The following is a 16,316-nucleotide window of genomic DNA, read 5'->3' as shown; positions in this document are numbered from 1 at the left end:
TCATCGATGGGAATCCTCGAACGATGATCGTGGGTTCGTGGCAACAGAAACAGTCGACGTCAGTGTGGACACCGTCAAGACGGTGTGCGCGTACTGCGGCGTCGGATGCGGAATGACGTTGCAGATCACCCGGGGACCCGACGGCCCGGCGACGGTCGAGAAGTCCGTCGGAGACAAGTCCCATCCGTCGAACTTCGGCCGACTCTGCACGAAGGGTTCGACGACGTCGGACATGCTGCTGGCTCCCGGGCGCCTCACCACCGCGCTGACCAGAGCCAGGCGTGGGGACGATCCGATGCCTGCGGACACACGTCGGACGATCGTGGAGACGGCGCGCAGGCTACGGGCGATCCTCGACGAACACGGACCCGACTCCGTTGCGATCTACGTGTCCGGGCAGATGTCCTTCGAGGCGCAGTATCTGTCGAACAAGTTGGCCAAGGGTTTCATCGGCACCAACCAGATCGAGTCCAACTCGAGGCTCTGCATGGCCAGCGCAGGTACCGGCTACAAGCAATCGTTGGGAGCGGACGGCCCTCCCGGCTCGTACGAGGATTTCGATCACGCGGACGTATTCTTCGTCACCGGGGCGAACATGGCCGACTGTCACCCCATCTTGTTCCTACGCATGATGGATCGGGTCAAGCAGGGCGCCAAGTTGATCGTGGTCGATCCTCGGCGCAACGCCACCGCGGACAAAGCTCACCTGCATCTGCAGATCACCCCCGGAACCGACCTGGACCTGTTGAACGGTCTCCTGCACCTTCTGGTCGCCGACGGTCACGTGGATCGCGAGTTCGTCGACGAGTTCACCGACGGCTGGGAAGCCATGGAGGGCTTCCTCGCCGAGTACACGCCGGCCGAGGTGAGCAGGAGAACCGGCATCGACGAGCAGGCACTGCGGACGGCCGCGACGTGGATCGGCGAGGCCGGTAACTGGATGAGCTGCTGGACAATGGGTTTGAACCAGTCGACGCATGGAACTTGGAACACCAACGCCGTGATCAATCTACATCTGGCGACCGGGGCGATCTGCCGTACCGGCAGTGGTCCGTTCTCTCTGACCGGTCAGCCGAACGCCATGGGCGGCCGCGAGATGGGGTACATGGGCCCCGGTCTACCGGGTCAGCGGTCCGTGTTGTCGGAGGAGGATCGGACGTTCGTGGAGAACCGGTGGGATCTTCCTCCCGGAACACTCCGCACCGAGGTCGGCGGCGGCACCATCGACATGTTCTCACGCATGGCCGACGGCGACATCAAGGCATGCTGGATCATCTGCACCAATCCTGTTGCCTCGGTGGCAAACAGGAAGACAGTCATTGCCGGACTCGAACGTGCCGAGTTGGTGATCACTCAGGATGTGTTCGCGGACAACGAGACCAACGGATACGCCGACGTCGTCCTTCCCGCCGCACTGTGGACGGAATCGGAGGGTGTCATGATCAACTCCGAACGCAACCTCACACTGTTCCAGAAGGCCGTCGACGCTCCGGGGCAGGCGTTGCCGGATTGGCAGATCATCGCAGCAATGGCCTGCGAGCTCGGATTCGCCGACGCTTTCACCTATTCGAGCGCCGAGGAGATCTTCGAGGAGATCAAACAATTCTCCAATCCGCGGACCGGGTACGACCTGCGCGGAGCGACGTACGACCGTCTGCGCGCCACCTCGTTGCAGTGGCCGTGCCCGCCGGACGACGACGCCGACCGGCATCCCATTCGCTATGTCAACGACGGAATCAGCCAGACCCGGCGCGTGCTGAGCGACGGATCGGTTCCGCGCCTGTCTTTTCCGACGCCGACCGGCCGAGCGCAGTTCTTCGCTCGACCGTCCATGGCACCGGCGGAGATGCCCGACGACGACTACCCGTTCCTGCTCAACACCGGCCGACTTCAGCACCAGTGGCACACCATGACGAAGACCGGAAAGGTGGCCAAACTGAACAAGCTGAACCCTGGTCCCTTCGTCGAACTTCATCCCCTCGATGCCGAACGGCTCGGCGCTGCGAACGGCGACCGGATCGAAGTAGCGTCCCGGCGTGGCCGAGCAGTGCTGCCTGCCGTGATCAGCGATCGCGTCCGACCGGGAGACTGTTTCGCGCCGTTCCACTGGAACGACTCCTTCGGTGAATACCTGTCCATCAACGCCGTGACCAACGACGCGATCGATCCGTTGTCCCAACAGCCTGAGTTCAAGGTGTGCGCCGTGACGTTGACCAAGGTTGCCGGGGCCGTCGAGAAAAGCGACCCCGTACCCGCTTCGGCTTCGCCTTCGGCAGTCGACGCGCTGGCCGGTCTGGTCGGCGATCACGCCGGACCGGCGCTACCACTCCCCGTGCACGAACAGCGTTACATCGCAGGCCTTCTCGCCGGTCTCCGCGCGGACGGTTCGTTGGCCGGCACTCCTATGTTGCCCGCCACTACTCCCCTCTCCCTCGAGACCCGAGCGTGGGTGGAAGGTCTGCTCGCAGGCCTGTTCTCGCGCCAGGACGTGGCCGCACTGGACACACAGGCGGGGAACGACCCGCTCGGGCAGGATGCATCGGACAAGTCAGCGGTGCTCGTCCTGTGGGCGTCGCAGACCGGCACAGCCGAGGAGTTCGCCTACTCCAGCGTGGATGCGCTGAGGAACGCCGGTATCGCGGTGACGGAGCACGTCATGGACGATTTTCCGGCCGCTCGTCTGTCGCAGTACACAGTCGTGCTGCTGATCAGCAGCACGACCGGTGACGGTGACGCACCCGACAACGGTGCGACGTTCCTCGACGGACTCAGCGGAGACGACGCCCCGGACCTGACCGGACACCGCTACTCGGTGCTTGCATTCGGAGACTCCAACTACGACGACTTCTGCGGCAACGGGCGTCGACTCGACAGCAGATTGGCCGATCTCGGCGGTGAACGCCTCGTGGGCCGAGTCGACTGCGAACCCGACCACGAGGAAGCGTCGGCGATGTGGCTCGAACGGGTGCTGGCCAAGCTGAACACGGCATCGCAGCCCGTCCCACCGGCCGTGATCGCTCCGACGTCAGCATCGGCCGCCGGGGCGCCGTCGTACGGCAAGAAGGCGCCGCTGCCCACCGCACTGGTGCGTAACACCCCACTGAGTGCGGCCGGGTCGAGCAAGGACGTCAGGCAGTTCGGATTCCACTTGCCGGAAGGCACGCTCACCTACTCGGCGGGTGACGCGCTCGGCGTCTGGCCGCGCAACAATGACGTACTGGTCGACGAGTGGCTGGGCGCAACGGGTCTGGACGGAGACACCGTCGTCGACCTCGCCGGGCACGAGTCGATGCCGCTTCGCATCGCTCTCCGCGACCGGCTCGAGATCGCTAAGGCCACACCGGATTTGCTGAAGTTCGTGCACTCCCGCACCAACGACGCCGATCTCGAACGAATGCTGATGCCGGAGAACAAGAGTGCGCTCGCGGACTGGATGTGGGGTCGGCAGTCCATCGACGTACTGGCCCACGCTCCGGTGACAGCGGACGTGGATCAGTGGCTGACGGTACTGAAGCCGCTGCAGCCGCGGCTCTACTCCATTTCGTCGAGTCCGAAGGAAAGCCCGAGCGAAGTGCAACTGACCGTGTCCACGGTACGGTTCAACGTGCACGGCATACCGCGTCGTGGTGTGTGTTCGACGTATCTCGCCGACCACGCCGAGGGTGAGGACGTGGGAATCTTCGTTCAGAAGTCGGCGCATTTCAAACCACCGGAGGACCCGACCGTACCGATGATCATGGTCGGACCTGGAACGGGCATCGCCCCCTTCCGCGCCTTCCTCCACGAAAGGCGCGCTCTCGGCCACACCGGCCCGAACTGGCTGTTCTTCGGTGAGCAACATGCCGCAACGGACTTCTACTACCGCGACGAGCTGACGACGATGCTCGACGACGGTTCCCTCACGCGCCTCGACGTCGCGTTCTCTCGGGATCAAGCGTCCAAGGTGTACGTGCAGGATCGGATGGTCGAGCACGGTCCGACGCTGTGGAAGTGGCTCCAGGAGGGCGCACACTTCTACGTCTGCGGCGACGCGTCACGAATGGCGAAGGACGTCGACAATGCACTCAAAGGCATTGTCGCTCAGCATGGTCGGCTCGCTCCAGCCAGCGCCGACGCCTACGTGAAGTCGTTGTCGGCCGAGAAGAGGTACGTCCGCGACGTGTACTGAGTATCGTCCTCGCTAGGCTCTGCCGAGGTACCGGGCTCGAGGAGGATACATGGACATGAAGTTGGAACTGATCCCTATCGCGGTGAGCGATGTCGATCGAGCCAAAGCGTTCTACGTGGACAAGCTCGGGTTCGTAGCCGACGTGGATGTGACTCCCGCAGAGGGTGTTCGCGTGGTTCAGCTGACCCCTCCCGGGTCGGCATGTTCGATCAGCATGGGAACCGGGCTCGGTGCGTACGCAATGCCTCCCGGTTCGACCAAAGGGCTGCATCTGGTCGTCGCGGACATCGAAGCATCGCGGGCCGAGTTGGAACACCGCGGCGTTCGGGTCGACGACGTCCAGGATGTGGGAGGCGGGGTGAAGTACGCGGCATTCGCCGATCCCGACGACAACACATGGACGCTGCAGGAGATGGCGTGGCGCACCAGGGATGCGTTCTAGTCGCCCGAGCCACGCCGGCGCGCCATCTCAGCCTGCGTAGTTGGAGATCTGAATCAGGTTGCCGCAGGTGTCGTCGAACGTCGCGACGGTGACCGGGCCCATGTCGGTGGGCTTCTGCGTGAACACGACGCCGAGGCCGATCAGACGCTCGTATTCGGCGCGGACGTCGTCGACAGCGAAAGACGTGGCAGGAATGCCGTCGGCCATCAGGGCGTCGCGGAATGGCTTCACCGCGGGGTGTTCCGCAGGTTCGAGGCCGAGTTCGGGCCCGTCTTCGTTGCCTGGACCGACCAAAGTCAGCCACTTGTGTTCGCCCAGCGGAATGGCGTGCTTGACGACGAATCCCAATATGTCGGTGTAGAACGCGAGCGCTTTGTCCTGGTCGGACACCATGAGGCTGGTGATGTAGATCTTCATGATTTCTCCTGTTCTCCGGCGACCGGCCATCGGTCGACTATCGAGCGAAGCGGTGACGTGTCGAGATAGTGAAACTTGTAGCGGCCCTTGCGTTCCGAGCGAATCAGTCCGGCGGCCTCCAACACGTCCAGATGCTGGGACACCGCCTGCCTGGACAACGAAAACCCGTGGATCGAGATGAGTCGGGTGCACAACTCGAACAGCGTCTGCTCGTCGCGGAGCACCAATTCGTCCAGAATCACTCGACGGGTGGCATCCGACAACGCCTTGAACAGTTCGGGAGTCCCCGAGTCGTCGGGCATGAGAAAACAATAGGCAAGTACGCGCTTGCATGTCAATGCGTACCGTCGACCTCATGCCCGATGGCCCCGAGCGCACCGAAGACGGTCGATATGTCGTGATCAACGGTCGCCGATGGAGGGCGACCGACCCGGCAATTCCGGAGGATCGAGCTGCGGAGCTACGGTCGATACTCATGGCATGGCGCCGCGACGTGAAGGCAACGGGCGGCGCCCCGGAGTCACGGGCAGGAGTTCAGGCCTCCAAGGTTGCGCTCGGCGAACGCGGCACACCCTGGTGGGACCAAACCGACGACGAGCGTCGCCGACGCTGGGAGACCCCAGTCCCCCGCCCCGGCGACGACGAATGATCACTCACTCCGTCGTGCGATAGACACGCCAGAACCACAGCGCCGCCAGCGCGAGCATCACTCCGCCGGAGCCATAGGCACCCACTACGAGCAGACAGGTGCCCACGCCTGCCAGCACGACGATCAAGGCCAGTTGTACCGCGTCCCGCCACTGCATCACTTGCGTCTCCAGGGTGTTGTGGTCGACAGGCAAGCCTCGCTCGCGATCGTCTCCGTCAATCGCTGATGTGCGACCTCATGCGATCGAACGCCTGTCCCAGTGACGCGACGTCTTCGGGTGTCAGGCGATCGAACATCAACTCTCGCACGGCAGCGACGTGTCCCGGGCTGGCGTCGGCGAGCTTTGCCAATCCCGCGTCGGTGAGTTCGGCCGACATCCCACGCTTGTCGTCGTCGCATTTGACTCGCTTCACCCAACCGGCGTCGACGAGCCTGGTGGTTGCGCGCGTGACGCCGCTGCGGGTGGTGGTCACGGCGTCGGCGAGTTCGCTCATGCGCAGCCTGCCATCAGGCGCCTCGGACAGCACGACCAGCAGTTCGTAGTCGGCGAACGAGATGCCCGAGTCACGAGTCAATTGCCCGTCGAGCGCGCGCACCAGCAGACGGGTCGCGTCGAGATAGGCACGCCATGTGTGCTGCTCGGAATTATCGAGCCACCGTGTCGACGTCATGCGGTGAGCTTACCTATTTGATTGATTTGGAAACTACTTACCGGTGCGTCGCAGGATTTCCCAAAAGTAGGACACGTGCCGTGCCATGTCGAGTTCCGGGTCGAACATCCAGTGCGTCTGCAGTCCGTCGATCATCGCGAACATCATGATCGCGATGCGCTCGGCATCGAGATCCGACGGTAGTTCACCGGACGCTTGCATGCGCTCGACCTCGGCAGCAAGCCCGGCGCGAGACGACCGATAGCGCTCACGGAAGAACTCGTGCGACGGGTGATCCTTCTCGGCCGCCTCGGAGGCGAATCGCGAGTACAGCTGCACCAGGCCCGGCACCTCTGCATTGTGCTCGACTAAGTCGACCAACGGATCCTCGCCGGGTTCACCGAGTGCACGGTCGACGTCCACTTCGTCGCGTCGTTGCAGAATCGCGGTGAACAGCACTTCCTTGGTACCGAAGTAGTGAAGCAATCCGGCCTGACTCAGTCCGACGGCGTCCGCAAGTTCACGCACGGTGGCCTTGCTGTAACCATCGCGCGCGACGATCTCGAGGGCCGTCGTCAGGATTTCCTCCCGCTTGGCCACCCCTTTCGAGTACGCACCTCGTCGAGCCACGAGGAGAACTGTACGGCGGGTCCGTTGCACACCAAAACCGAGCGACGTACTGTTTTGGCATCACTTCCTTTCGACGACGAGGGCGAGCCATGGACCAGAACACCGAGATCACCGACATGTCGCTTGCCGACAAGATTGCGCTGGGAAGCGGAGCGGACTTCTGGACCACCCGCGCTGCCGGATCCGTGCCGTCGCTGATGCTGACCGACGGCCCACACGGCGTCCGAAAGCAGACCGGGGCGACGGATCACCTCGGACTTGCCGGCAGCGCCCCTGCGACATGTTTTCCGCCCGCTGTGGGACTGGGCCAGTCCTGGGACCCCGACCTGGTCGGTCGCGTCGGTGAGGCGCTCGGCGTCGAAGCCCGCGCCCTCGATGTCGACGTGCTTCTCGGCCCCGGTGTGAACATCAAGCGAGACCCACGCTGCGGCAGAAACTTCGAGTACCTCTCCGAGGATCCCGTCGTGGCAGGTGTCCTGGGTGCGGCGTGGGTGAGCGGTCTGCAGAGAACCGGCGTCGGGGCGTCGCTGAAGCACTTCGCGCTGAACAACACCGAGCACGATCGAATGCGGTCGAGCTCGGACGTCGATGCGCGGCCGCTCCGCGAGATCTACCTGAACGCTTTCTCCCACATCGTGAGCACCGCGAACCCGTGGACGGTGATGTGCTCGTACAACAAGATCAACGGCGTCTACGCCTCCGAGAACACGTGGCTGCTGACGGACGTGCTGCGCGGTGAGTGGGGTTTCGACGGCGTCGTCGTCAGCGACTGGGGTGCCGTCGCCGACCGTCCGACATCGGTTGCGGCCGGTCTGGACCTCGAAATGCCCGGCCGCGGCGGCGCAACCGATGCACAGGTCGAGTCGGCCGTGAAGTCCGGCGCGGTTCCGATGGCTGCGGTGGACCGCGCAGCCGAGGCGGTCGCCCGACTCGCAAAACGCGTGCGCCGCAATGACGGAGCCACCGCGCCCGACCTCGATGCTCATCATGCCCTGGCACGCGAAGTAGCTGCTCGGAGCGTCGTTCTGCTGAAGAACGACGACGATGTTCTCCCTCTGCGAACCGATCGGCGGATAGCCGTGATCGGCGAGTTCGCACAGGAGCCGCGTTACCAAGGTGGTGGCAGCTCGCACGTCAATCCCACCCGGCTCGACGTGCCGCTCGACGAAATCCGTCGGCACGCTTCGTCCGTCACGTACCACCAGGGCTTCACGACGACCGACAACCCACCGCATGCCGGCGCTTCACTGCATGCCGACGCAGTCGCTGCTGCCGCCGAGGCGGACGTGGCCGTGGTGTTCGTCGGACTCGGCGCACGTCAGGAGTCCGAGGGATTCGACCGCGAAGACATCGACATTCCCGAGGATCAGCTGGACCTGATCACAGCCATCGCGCAGACGCAGCCGAGAACCGTCGTCGTACTGTCCCACGGCGGTGTTCTTCGCCTGCAGCCGATTTCGGCGATCGTCCCTGCGATCCTCGACGGCGCCCTACTCGGCCAGGCAGCAGGCGGCGCTCTCGCGGATGTTCTGTTCGGCGTCGTCAATCCGTCGGGCCGGTTGACCGAGACGGTCCCGGAGAGAATCCAGGACGTGCCGGCCTATCTGAACTTCCCGGGCGAGAATTCACACGTCCGCTACGGGGAAGGCATCTTCGTCGGGTATCGCTGGTACGACGCCCGCGAGATCGAGGTGACCTATCCGTTCGGACACGGATTGTCCTACACCGAGTTTCGATATTCCGATCTCGACGTGTCCGTGACCGACTCCGGCGTTGCCGTGTCGGTCACCGTCACGAACTCCGGTTCTCGGTCCGGCCGCGACGTCGTTCAGGTCTACGTGGGCAAGCCCGATTCGACGCTCGTTCGAGCGCCCCGCGAGCTGAAGGGGTTCGCCGTCACCTCCGAGCTGGATGCAGGTGCCGACGAGCGCGTCGAGGTTCACCTCGACAGATCCACGCTCGCCTACTGGGAAACTCGAACGGACCGATGGGCCGTCGAGGACGGTGACTACACCGTCGACGTCGGCGCGTCGAGTCGCGATATCCGCGCGTCGGCAACGGTGGCAATTTCCGGCGATTCCGTCGAGATCCCGCTGACCATGAACTCGACTCTCGGTGAGGCGCTCGCCGACCCGCGGACCGGTCCCGCCCTGGCCGACATGTTCCCGTCCGCACCATCGGGTTCCGACGACGCACTGGGCGTCGACATGGTGCGCATGATGGCCTCGATCCCGTTGAACCGACTCGTCGGATTCGGAATGGCACCGGAGGCATTGAACAATATTGTCGAATCGGACCGATGACGACGGACGCCACCCCTGCTGGCAGGTAGGGCGAACCCCCACCAGCGCGCAGGGTATCTGGCTGCCAGCCGCGACGACATCGTCGGCCCGGAAGACGAGAGTTCCGTGGAGAACACACCGTTCTCTCGTCTTCCGGAAGGCACCATCATGGCTAGCACTCCCACTCCCACGGTCGTACTGATTCACGGCGCTTTCGCAGATGCGGCAAGCTGGGCACCGGTGACACGACGGTTGATCGACAAGGGCCACCGCGTTCTCGTGCCCGCGGTCCCGAATCGCAGCCTCCTCGGCGACTCCGCGTACATCCGATCCATCGTCGAGACGATCGAGGGACCTGTCCTCCTGGCCGGGCACTCGTACGGCGGTGCGGTCATCACGGTGGCGGGCGCCGCAGACAACGTCGTCGGCCTGGTCTACGTGTCGGGTTATGCCCTCGAAGAGGGTGAATCTCTCGGTGAGCTGCAGGGGAGGTTCCCCGACTCAGATCTCGCAGCCAATCTCGTCTACACGCCCTTCCCCGTCGCGGGCTCCGAAGACGGTACCGACGTCTCGGTGAAGATCGACTCGTTCCACGCGGTCTTCGCCGCCGGTGTTCCGCCGGAGGCTGCCGAGGTACTCGCAGTGTCCCAACGGCCTTTGGCAGCAGCGGCGTTCGGGGAAGCGGCGCCCGTCGCAGCGTGGAAGACCAAGCCGGGCTGGGGAATCGTGAGTAGCAACGACCGCACCATCAACCCCGATGTGGAGCGTTTCGGCTACGAACGTGCGGGATTGCGCTCGGTCGTCGAAATCGATGCACCTCACCTGGTCATGATTGCCGAGCCGGCCGCGGTCGTGTCCGTCATCGAGGAGGCACTGGCCGCCGTCACTGCGCCTGTGGTCTGACCCCGGCTCGGTCACGACTCGTCGAGGCGCCCCAGCAGGTCGACGGCGGCGCGCGTGTACTCCCCTATCCACCGGTCCGAAATTCGCTTGATCGGCAGCGGCGCCAAGGAGAGGTGGCGCTCGCGGCCGATCTTGCGACCGGTCACGAGTTCGGCGGCTTCGAGAACGCGCAGGTGCTGCAACGCTGTCGTCCGGTCGATGTCGGGAAACAGCGCACACAGTTCACCCGTGCTGCGGGGCGCTTCTTTCAGGGCGTCCAGCATGCGTCGGCGTAGCGGTGATGCAAGCGCTTTGAACACGCGATCATCGTCGTCACCCTTGTGCCCGGAAGCTCTCATGTTGTAAAAATACAACATGTCCGAGAATCTGACCGAACTGTCCTTCACCGTGTCGGGACGAATTTCCCGACCCGTCGCCGATGTCTACGAGGCCGTCGCCGACCCCGAGCAGCTGTCGAAGTACTTCAGCACCGGAGGTGCACGCGGGCGCCTCGACGCAGGCGCCGAAGTGACCTGGGATTTCCACGACTTTCCCGGCGCGTTTCCCGTTCAGGTGATCGACGCCGATCCACCCAATCGGATCGTGATCAGGTGGGACGGCGAAGGTACGTCCTCCGACGACGGGAGCACCACGACGACCTTCGAGTTCGAGCCACTCGACGACGACACCAGGACACTGGTGACGATCACGGAGTCCTCGTGGAGGCCGACGCCTGCCGGTGCGAAGAGCGCGTTCGGCAACTGCCAGGGCTGGACGGGAATGCTCGCTGCCCTCAAAGTGTGGGTGGAGCACGGAATCAACCTGCGCGACGGGTTCTACAAGTAGAGCAGCATAATTGGGCCCCATGAGCCAAAGACAGAACATCTCGTCCGGGTCCGAGTGGGAACCCAAGATCGGGTACAGCCGCGCAGTCCGGATCGGCAACCACATCGCGGTGTCCGGCACCACCGGTCAGGGAGCGACCGCGGGTGAGCAGGCCCGAGCCGCACTCGAGACCATCGAACGCGCGCTGGTGGAGGCGGGTGGTTCGCTGCAGGACGTCATCCGTACCCGCATCTACCTGACCGATGTGTCGCTGTGGCAGGAAGTCGCCGCAGTCCACGGCGAGATCTTTGCCTCGACCCGTCCGGCGTCGACGCTTCTCGGAGTCGGCGCACTCATCGACGAAGCACTGTTCGTCGAGATCGAAGCCGACGCGATCGTGTCCTGACACCACCCCCGACTCCGCGCAGGGTGCCCCGGTAGAAGTCCGGGGCACCCTGACGTGCATCCGGGCCTTCCGAATCACTGCCGCTCGGCGGACATGTCGCCTGTCTGCGGCGTGCCGTCGAGACGCCCGTACTGGAGGTAGGTGACGCCGTTGTCCGTGGCCTCCGGCGGAGCCAGCAGCTCGAGGTTGGTGGGGACCGAACCACCGTCGAACACCTTCTTGCCCACTCCGAGAACTATGGGATACAGCCACAGATCGATGCGGTCGAAGAGCTTCTCGCGCACCAGCGTCTGCACTAAGTTCAGGCTCCCGACGACCTTGATGTCCTCGTGCCGATTCCTGATCTCCCCTATCGCCGACGCCAGGTCCGGGCCCAGGTGCGTGGCACCGTTCCACGACAGATCCGGCGTGCCGCGCGACGCCACGTACTTGGGGACGCGGTTGAACAGTGTCGCGATCGAATCGTCCTGACCACCTTCCTGGTGCGGCCAGTACGCGGCGAAGATGTCGTACGTTCGACGCCCGAGCAGTAACGCGTCGGTTCCCTCGTACGCAGCCTGTACCTGAGCTCCGGTGAGTTCGTGCATGAGAGGCGCTTGCCACCCTCCGTAGGGAAACCCGGTGGGATCCTCTTCGGGGCCTCCCGGCGCTTGAGCCACGAGGTCGAGCGTCGCGAACAGTTCCAGCCGTATCGTGCCCATGTTCTTTCTCCTTCGAGGTCGTCTGCAGTACCGACCGTCGTGTCGCTCGAAATTCATCGCTGCCGTCTTGTTCGCGTCAGAACTCGGTTCGGTCCCGTAAAGGATCCGTAAGGATCCGTTCCGCGTCGCACACACGGCAGTAGACATGCAGTCGACCGGCAGGCACTGGGCCGCCGGAACGCTACGAAAAAGAGGGCGAAGAAATTCATGGCTGATCTCGGCTACCTCGTGGTCATGGCCGGCGGATTCGGTGTGTGCGCGCTGATCCTGAAGGCCATCGCCTCGAACGGGGTGTCCAAATGACACTCGACGGCGCAATCAGCGTGATCCTGCTGGTGATCGCGGCCGCAACGATCGTGTACCTGTTCGTTGCACTCGTCGATCCCGAAAGGTTCTGACGGCGATGAACTCTGCTCTGGCTTCTGCCCTTCAGATCGGCGTCGTGGCAGTCGTACTCGCGGCCGCCTACGTCCCGCTGGGCGACTACATGGCGAAAGTGTTCGCGGACGACAGCGACCGAGAACCGGACGTCGCCTCCGCCTCGGGTGGGACGGCGACCGTGGTGCGGTCACCGGCGATGGCGGACCTCCGCGTCGAGACGTGGATCTACCGGTTGTGTCGGATAGATTCACGGTCGCAGCAGACCTGGATCGGGTACTCGTTGTCCGTTCTGGGATTCTCGGTTGCGAGTGCGTTCTTTCTCTATGTGCTGCAACGAGTTCAGGGCGTGCTCCCGCTGAACGGTGGCCTCCCCGGCGTCAGTCCCTCGGTTGCGTTCAACACGGCGATATCGTTCGTGGCCAACACGAACTGGCAGTCCTACGTGCCGGAGACGACGATGTCGAACTTCACTCAGCCCGTAGGACTTGCCGTGCAGAACTTCGTGTCGGCGGCCGTCGGGCTTTCGGTGGCCATCGCAGTTGTCCGTGGATTCGTCCGCGTACGGACCGGCGGTGAACTCGGCAACTTCTGGGTCGACCTCGTACGCGGTTCACTTCGCATCCTGCTCCCACTGTCCTTCGTCGTCGCCCTGATCCTGTTGACCCAGGGCGTCGTTCAGTCCTTCGCCAGCAGCTTCGCGTCCACCGGACTCGATGGGTCGACGGCCGGTAATGCGCTGGCTCCTGCCGCATCGCAGGAAGCCATCAAGGAACTCGGTACCAACGGTGGCGGCATCTTCGCCGCCAACTCGGCGCATCCGTTCGAGAATCCGACGCCGTTGTCCAACGTCGTACAGATCATCTCCATCCTGCTCGTCCCGGTGGCATTGACCCGGACGTTCGGAACCATGGTCGGCGACCGAAAGCAAGGCCTGACACTGCTCGCCGTGGTGACAGTACTGTTCGGCGCCCTGCTCGCGGTGACCGCTGCTGCAGAATCGGGCGCACGCGGTGTGGCGGCCCAAGCCGCCGGAGTGATGCTCGAAGGCAAGGAAGTTCGTTTCGGCATCCCTGGGTCCACGTTGTTCGCCGTAGCGACCACCGGTACGTCCACCGGCGCGGTCAATTCCGCACACGACAGCATGTCCCCACTGGGCGGCGGTGCGGTGCTACTGAACATGTTGCTGGGTGAAATCGCCCCGGGCGGTGTGGGAACCGGCTTGTACGGCCTACTCGTCCTCGCCGTCATCGCAGTCTTCGTCGGCGGTCTGCTCGTCGGCCGCACACCCGAGTATCTCGGCAAGAAGATCGGCCAACGCCAGATCACGCTCGCCGCGCTGTCGGTGCTCGTCATGCCCGCGTTGGTTCTCACCGGTACGGCAATCACCGTGATCCTGTCGTCCACCACCGGTTTTCAGGGCAACGCCGGTGAACCGGGCACTCCCGGCTCCATCCACGGTTTCACGGAGGTGCTCTACGCGTTCGCCTCCGCTGCCAACAACAACGGCAGCGCTTTCGGTGGGCTCACCGTCACGAGCGACTGGTTCCAGACATCGCTCGGCGTCGCGATGCTGCTCGGCCGCTTCCTCCCGATCATCTTCGTCCTGGCACTCGCCGGCTCACTCGTCACCCAGCGGCGCAGCGCACCGAACCCTGGAACCCTGCCCACGACCGGTCCACTGTTCTCGGTCCTGGTACTGGGAACCGTGGTTCTCGTTGCAGCACTGACATTCTTCCCGGCCCTCGCTCTGGGCCCGATCGCAGAGGCATTGCAATGACCATCACCACCTCCCCGCTCCTCGCCGACGAATCCGACGTCGACGAGTCACCGTCACCGGTCAGGTCCGGATATTTCAGTCCACGTCAACTGTGGACTTCGCTGCCGAACGCCGCGGCCAAACTCGATCCTCGGCATCTCGCACGCAACCCCGTGATGTTCGTCGTCTTCGTCGGATCGGTGGTCTGCACGGTCCTCGCCGTGCTCTCCCCGTCGGTGTTCGCGTGGCTCGTCGCGGCATGGTTGTGGTTCACCCTCCTGTTCGCGAACCTCGCCGAGTCCGTCGCCGAGGGCCGCGGAAAAGCACAGGCCGCCAGTCTGAGAGCCGTCAAACGTGACACCGTCGCCAAGCGTCGGGCAACCGACGGAAGCATCGAGGAAGTTCCGGGTGCGGACCTGCGCGTCGGGGATCACGTGGTCGTCTCCGCAGGAGAGGTCATCCCAGGCGACGGCGACGTCATCGAGGGAATCGCGACGGTCGACGAGTCCGCCATCACCGGCGAATCCGCACCCGTAGTGCGTGAATCAGGCGGCGACCGCTCCGCGGTCACCGGTGGCACCACGGTTCTGTCGGATCGCATCGTCGTCGAGATCACGTCCGCGCAGGGCGAGACGTTCGTGGATCGGATGATCGCTCTCGTCGAGGGCGCCTCGAGGCAGAAGACCCCGAACGAGATCGCGCTCGACATCCTGCTGGCGTCCCTGACGATCATCTTCCTTCTCGCCGTTGTCGCGATCGGTCCCATGGGCGCGTATGCGGGCGAGGCGCAGGATCCCGTCAAACTGATTGCGCTGCTCGTCTGCTTGATTCCGACGACCATCGGCGCCCTGCTGTCGGCAATCGGGATTGCTGGGATGGACCGGTTGGTCCAGCGCAACGTGCTGGCCATGTCCGGGCGCGCTGTCGAGGCAGCAGGCGACATAGACACGCTGTTGATGGACAAGACCGGCACGATCACGTACGGAAACCGCCGCGCCACCGGGCTCCATCCGATTCCAGGCGTCACGGCCGACGAATTGGCGGCGGCCGCCAGGTTGTCGTCACTCGCGGACGGAACGCCGGAGGGGCGCAGCATCGTGGATCTGTGCGCGCTCGATTTCGGATTGCCCCTGCACCCGACCGAATCGGAGAAGTCAGCGGAGTTCGTCCCGTTCACCGCACAGACGCGAATGAGCGGAATCGACCTGGACGGCACTCGAATCCGCAAGGGGGCAGCGGATTCCGTCCTCGCGTGGGTCGACTCCCACCTGCGTGGAGATGTAGGCCCTAGCCTACATTTCCACGCACAGGAGACCGTCACCTCGATCGCGGAGATGGGCGGCACTCCCCTGGTCGTCGCCTCCGCCGGACAGGACGACTCGGCGCGTGTCCTCGGCGTGATCGAGTTGTCGGACGTGGTCAAGCCTCGAATCGCGGAACGTTTCGCGCAACTACGCGCAATGGGAATCCGCACGGTCATGGTCACCGGCGACAACCCGAAGACCGCCAAAGCAATTGCCGCACAGGCCGGGGTGGACGACTTCCTGGCCGAGGCCACCCCCGAGGACAAGCTGGAACTGATTCGCCGAGAACAGCAGGGTGGTCGTCTCGTGGCCATGACGGGTGACGGGACCAACGACGCTCCTGCCTTGGCGCAGGCGGACGTCGGCGTCGCCATGAACACCGGCACATCGGCCGCCAAAGAAGCCGGCAACATGGTCGATCTCGACTCCGATCCCACGAAACTCATCGAGGTCGTCGAGATCGGAAAACAGCTGCTGATCACGCGGGGAGCGTTGACGACCTTTTCGCTCGCCAACGATCTCGCGAAGTACTTCGCCATCCTGCCGGCACTGTTCAGCGTGGTGTATCCGCAACTCGGCACGTTGAACATCATGGGGCTGGCAACGCCGGAATCGGCCATTCTGTCGGCGGTGATCTTCAATGCACTCGTCATCATCGGGTTGATCCCCCTGTCGCTGAAAGGCGTTCGTTACGTGCCGTCCAACGCGGGGACGTTGCTTCGGCGGAACCTTCTCGTCTATGGAGTCGGTGGTGTGATCACCCCGTTCATCGGTATCTGGCTCATCGATCTCGTCGTTCGTTTCATCCCAGGGATAGGCTGAC

Annotated in this window: 17 protein-coding genes; 10 read left to right on the top strand and 7 right to left on the bottom strand. The window is 64.0% G+C overall.

Annotated features, from left to right (window positions below; genetic code table 11):
- Positions 1-37 precede the first annotated feature (37 nt).
- On the top strand, positions 38-4,168 hold the full coding sequence (locus CH293_RS21085) for a bifunctional nitrate reductase/sulfite reductase flavoprotein subunit alpha (RefSeq protein WP_094721393.1): 4,131 nt from the start codon (positions 38-40) through the stop codon (positions 4,166-4,168).
- Between the two features lie 49 nt (positions 4,169-4,217).
- Entirely contained in the window at positions 4,218-4,610 is a 393-nt protein-coding gene (locus tag CH293_RS21080; protein WP_094721392.1) for a VOC family protein, read from the top strand.
- A gap of 27 nt (positions 4,611-4,637) precedes the next feature.
- On the opposite strand, the gene CH293_RS21075 is transcribed toward CH293_RS21080, so the two are convergent.
- Together CH293_RS21075 and CH293_RS21070 are read right to left on the bottom strand one after the other, a co-directional pair.
- Positions 4,638-5,027 carry a VOC family protein gene (locus tag CH293_RS21075; RefSeq protein ID WP_037110524.1) on the bottom strand — a complete coding sequence of 130 codons (390 nt, stop codon included), beginning with the start codon at positions 5,025-5,027 and terminating at the stop codon, positions 4,638-4,640.
- Positions 5,024-5,329 (bottom strand): helix-turn-helix transcriptional regulator, encoded by a 306-nt coding sequence (locus CH293_RS21070; protein WP_037110523.1) that lies wholly within the window; start codon positions 5,327-5,329, stop codon positions 5,024-5,026. Before CH293_RS21070 ends, CH293_RS21075 begins: the two co-directional genes overlap by 4 nt.
- A 53-nt stretch (positions 5,330-5,382) precedes the next feature.
- Between CH293_RS21070 and CH293_RS21065 the strand changes: the two genes are divergently transcribed.
- Positions 5,383-5,676, top strand: a complete 294-nt coding sequence (locus tag CH293_RS21065) for a hypothetical protein (protein WP_037110537.1) — start codon at positions 5,383-5,385, stop codon at positions 5,674-5,676.
- A gap of 4 nt (positions 5,677-5,680) precedes the next feature.
- Here CH293_RS21065 and CH293_RS28265 read toward each other — a convergent pair whose 3' ends face one another.
- The 3 genes from CH293_RS28265 to CH293_RS21050 are packed head-to-tail and all read right to left on the bottom strand — an operon-like array spanning position 5,681 to position 6,956.
- On the bottom strand, positions 5,681-5,836 hold the full coding sequence (locus CH293_RS28265; protein WP_170945310.1) for a hypothetical protein: 156 nt from the start codon (positions 5,834-5,836) through the stop codon (positions 5,681-5,683).
- A 55-nt stretch (positions 5,837-5,891) separates the two neighbouring features.
- Positions 5,892-6,347 carry a MarR family winged helix-turn-helix transcriptional regulator gene (locus tag CH293_RS21055; RefSeq protein WP_037110522.1) on the bottom strand — a complete coding sequence of 152 codons (456 nt, stop codon included), beginning with the start codon at positions 6,345-6,347 and terminating at the stop codon, positions 5,892-5,894.
- 33 nt (positions 6,348-6,380) lie between these two features.
- Positions 6,381-6,956 carry a TetR/AcrR family transcriptional regulator gene (locus CH293_RS21050; RefSeq protein WP_241483783.1) on the bottom strand — a complete coding sequence of 192 codons (576 nt, stop codon included), beginning with the start codon at positions 6,954-6,956 and terminating at the stop codon, positions 6,381-6,383.
- Positions 6,957-7,045: 89 nt separating this feature from the next.
- On the opposite strand from CH293_RS21050, the gene CH293_RS21045 reads away from it, so the two are divergent.
- Both CH293_RS21045 and CH293_RS21040 read left to right on the top strand, forming a co-directional pair.
- Positions 7,046-9,259: a glycoside hydrolase family 3 C-terminal domain-containing protein gene (locus CH293_RS21045; protein ID WP_094721391.1), complete on the top strand. Its 2,214-nt coding sequence runs from the start codon at positions 7,046-7,048 to the stop codon at positions 9,257-9,259.
- Between the two features lie 147 nt (positions 9,260-9,406).
- Positions 9,407-10,141, top strand: coding sequence for an alpha/beta fold hydrolase (locus CH293_RS21040; RefSeq protein WP_176460078.1), 735 nt, complete (start codon positions 9,407-9,409; stop codon positions 10,139-10,141).
- 11 nt (positions 10,142-10,152) lie between these two features.
- Here CH293_RS21040 and CH293_RS21035 read toward each other — a convergent pair whose 3' ends face one another.
- Positions 10,153-10,479, bottom strand: coding sequence for a helix-turn-helix transcriptional regulator (locus CH293_RS21035; protein WP_255122941.1), 327 nt, complete (start codon positions 10,477-10,479; stop codon positions 10,153-10,155).
- 16 nt (positions 10,480-10,495) lie between these two features.
- Here CH293_RS21035 and CH293_RS21030 point away from each other — a divergent pair, with 16 nt between their 5' ends.
- Both CH293_RS21030 and CH293_RS21025 read left to right on the top strand, forming a co-directional pair.
- Positions 10,496-10,966, top strand: a complete 471-nt coding sequence (locus tag CH293_RS21030; RefSeq protein ID WP_094721388.1) for an SRPBCC family protein — start codon at positions 10,496-10,498, stop codon at positions 10,964-10,966.
- Positions 10,967-10,985: 19 nt separating this feature from the next.
- Positions 10,986-11,351, top strand: a complete 366-nt coding sequence (locus CH293_RS21025) for a RidA family protein (protein WP_094721387.1) — start codon at positions 10,986-10,988, stop codon at positions 11,349-11,351.
- Positions 11,352-11,425: 74 nt separating this feature from the next.
- On the opposite strand, the gene CH293_RS21020 is transcribed toward CH293_RS21025, so the two are convergent.
- Positions 11,426-12,052 carry a dihydrofolate reductase family protein gene (locus CH293_RS21020; RefSeq protein WP_094721386.1) on the bottom strand — a complete coding sequence of 209 codons (627 nt, stop codon included), beginning with the start codon at positions 12,050-12,052 and terminating at the stop codon, positions 11,426-11,428.
- Positions 12,053-12,351: 299 nt separating this feature from the next.
- On the opposite strand from CH293_RS21020, the gene CH293_RS21015 reads away from it, so the two are divergent.
- The 3 genes from CH293_RS21015 to kdpB are packed head-to-tail and all read left to right on the top strand — an operon-like array spanning position 12,352 to position 16,315.
- A complete protein-coding gene (locus CH293_RS21015; protein WP_019667462.1) occupies positions 12,352-12,450 on the top strand; it encodes a potassium-transporting ATPase subunit F in 99 nt (32 codons plus the stop codon).
- A gap of 5 nt (positions 12,451-12,455) precedes the next feature.
- On the top strand, positions 12,456-14,210 hold the full coding sequence (gene kdpA, locus CH293_RS21010) for a potassium-transporting ATPase subunit KdpA (protein WP_094721385.1): 1,755 nt from the start codon (positions 12,456-12,458) through the stop codon (positions 14,208-14,210).
- Positions 14,207-16,315 carry a potassium-transporting ATPase subunit KdpB gene (gene kdpB / locus CH293_RS21005; protein ID WP_094721384.1) on the top strand — a complete coding sequence of 703 codons (2,109 nt, stop codon included), beginning with the start codon at positions 14,207-14,209 and terminating at the stop codon, positions 16,313-16,315. Before kdpA ends, kdpB begins: the two co-directional genes overlap by 4 nt.
- The last annotated feature ends 1 nt before the right edge of the window (position 16,316 follow it).

It is taken from the genome of Rhodococcus sp. 14-2470-1b, from assembly GCF_002259415.1.
Classification (GTDB): Bacteria; Actinomycetota; Actinomycetes; order Mycobacteriales; family Mycobacteriaceae; genus Rhodococcoides.
Note: the sequence above shows the minus strand (reverse complement) of the source record. Positions and strands in the feature narration are given on the sequence as shown.

Bases quoted from the DNA above. Each gene is read 5' to 3' on its own strand.
- CH293_RS21065 (WP_037110537.1), top strand. From the start codon at position 5,383: ATGCCCGATGGCCCCGAGCGCACCGAAGACGGTCGATATGTCGTGATC.
- kdpA (WP_094721385.1), top strand. From the start codon at position 12,456: ATGAACTCTGCTCTGGCTTCTGCCCTTCAGATCGGCGTCGTGGCAGTC.
- CH293_RS21020 (WP_094721386.1), bottom strand. From the start codon at position 12,052: ATGGGCACGATACGGCTGGAACTGTTCGCGACGCTCGACCTCGTGGCT.
- CH293_RS21015 (WP_019667462.1), top strand. From the start codon at position 12,352: ATGACACTCGACGGCGCAATCAGCGTGATCCTGCTGGTGATCGCGGCC.
- CH293_RS21045 (WP_094721391.1), top strand. From the start codon at position 7,046: ATGGACCAGAACACCGAGATCACCGACATGTCGCTTGCCGACAAGATT.
- CH293_RS21025 (WP_094721387.1), top strand. From the start codon at position 10,986: ATGAGCCAAAGACAGAACATCTCGTCCGGGTCCGAGTGGGAACCCAAG.
- kdpB (WP_094721384.1), top strand. From the start codon at position 14,207: ATGACCATCACCACCTCCCCGCTCCTCGCCGACGAATCCGACGTCGAC.
- CH293_RS21030 (WP_094721388.1), top strand. From the start codon at position 10,496: ATGTCCGAGAATCTGACCGAACTGTCCTTCACCGTGTCGGGACGAATT.
- CH293_RS21070 (WP_037110523.1), bottom strand. From the start codon at position 5,329: ATGCCCGACGACTCGGGGACTCCCGAACTGTTCAAGGCGTTGTCGGAT.
- CH293_RS21040 (WP_176460078.1), top strand. From the start codon at position 9,407: ATGGCTAGCACTCCCACTCCCACGGTCGTACTGATTCACGGCGCTTTC.
- CH293_RS21080 (WP_094721392.1), top strand. From the start codon at position 4,218: ATGGACATGAAGTTGGAACTGATCCCTATCGCGGTGAGCGATGTCGAT.
- CH293_RS21035 (WP_255122941.1), bottom strand. From the start codon at position 10,479: ATGAGAGCTTCCGGGCACAAGGGTGACGACGATGATCGCGTGTTCAAA.
- CH293_RS21075 (WP_037110524.1), bottom strand. From the start codon at position 5,027: ATGAAGATCTACATCACCAGCCTCATGGTGTCCGACCAGGACAAAGCG.
- CH293_RS21055 (WP_037110522.1), bottom strand. From the start codon at position 6,347: ATGACGTCGACACGGTGGCTCGATAATTCCGAGCAGCACACATGGCGT.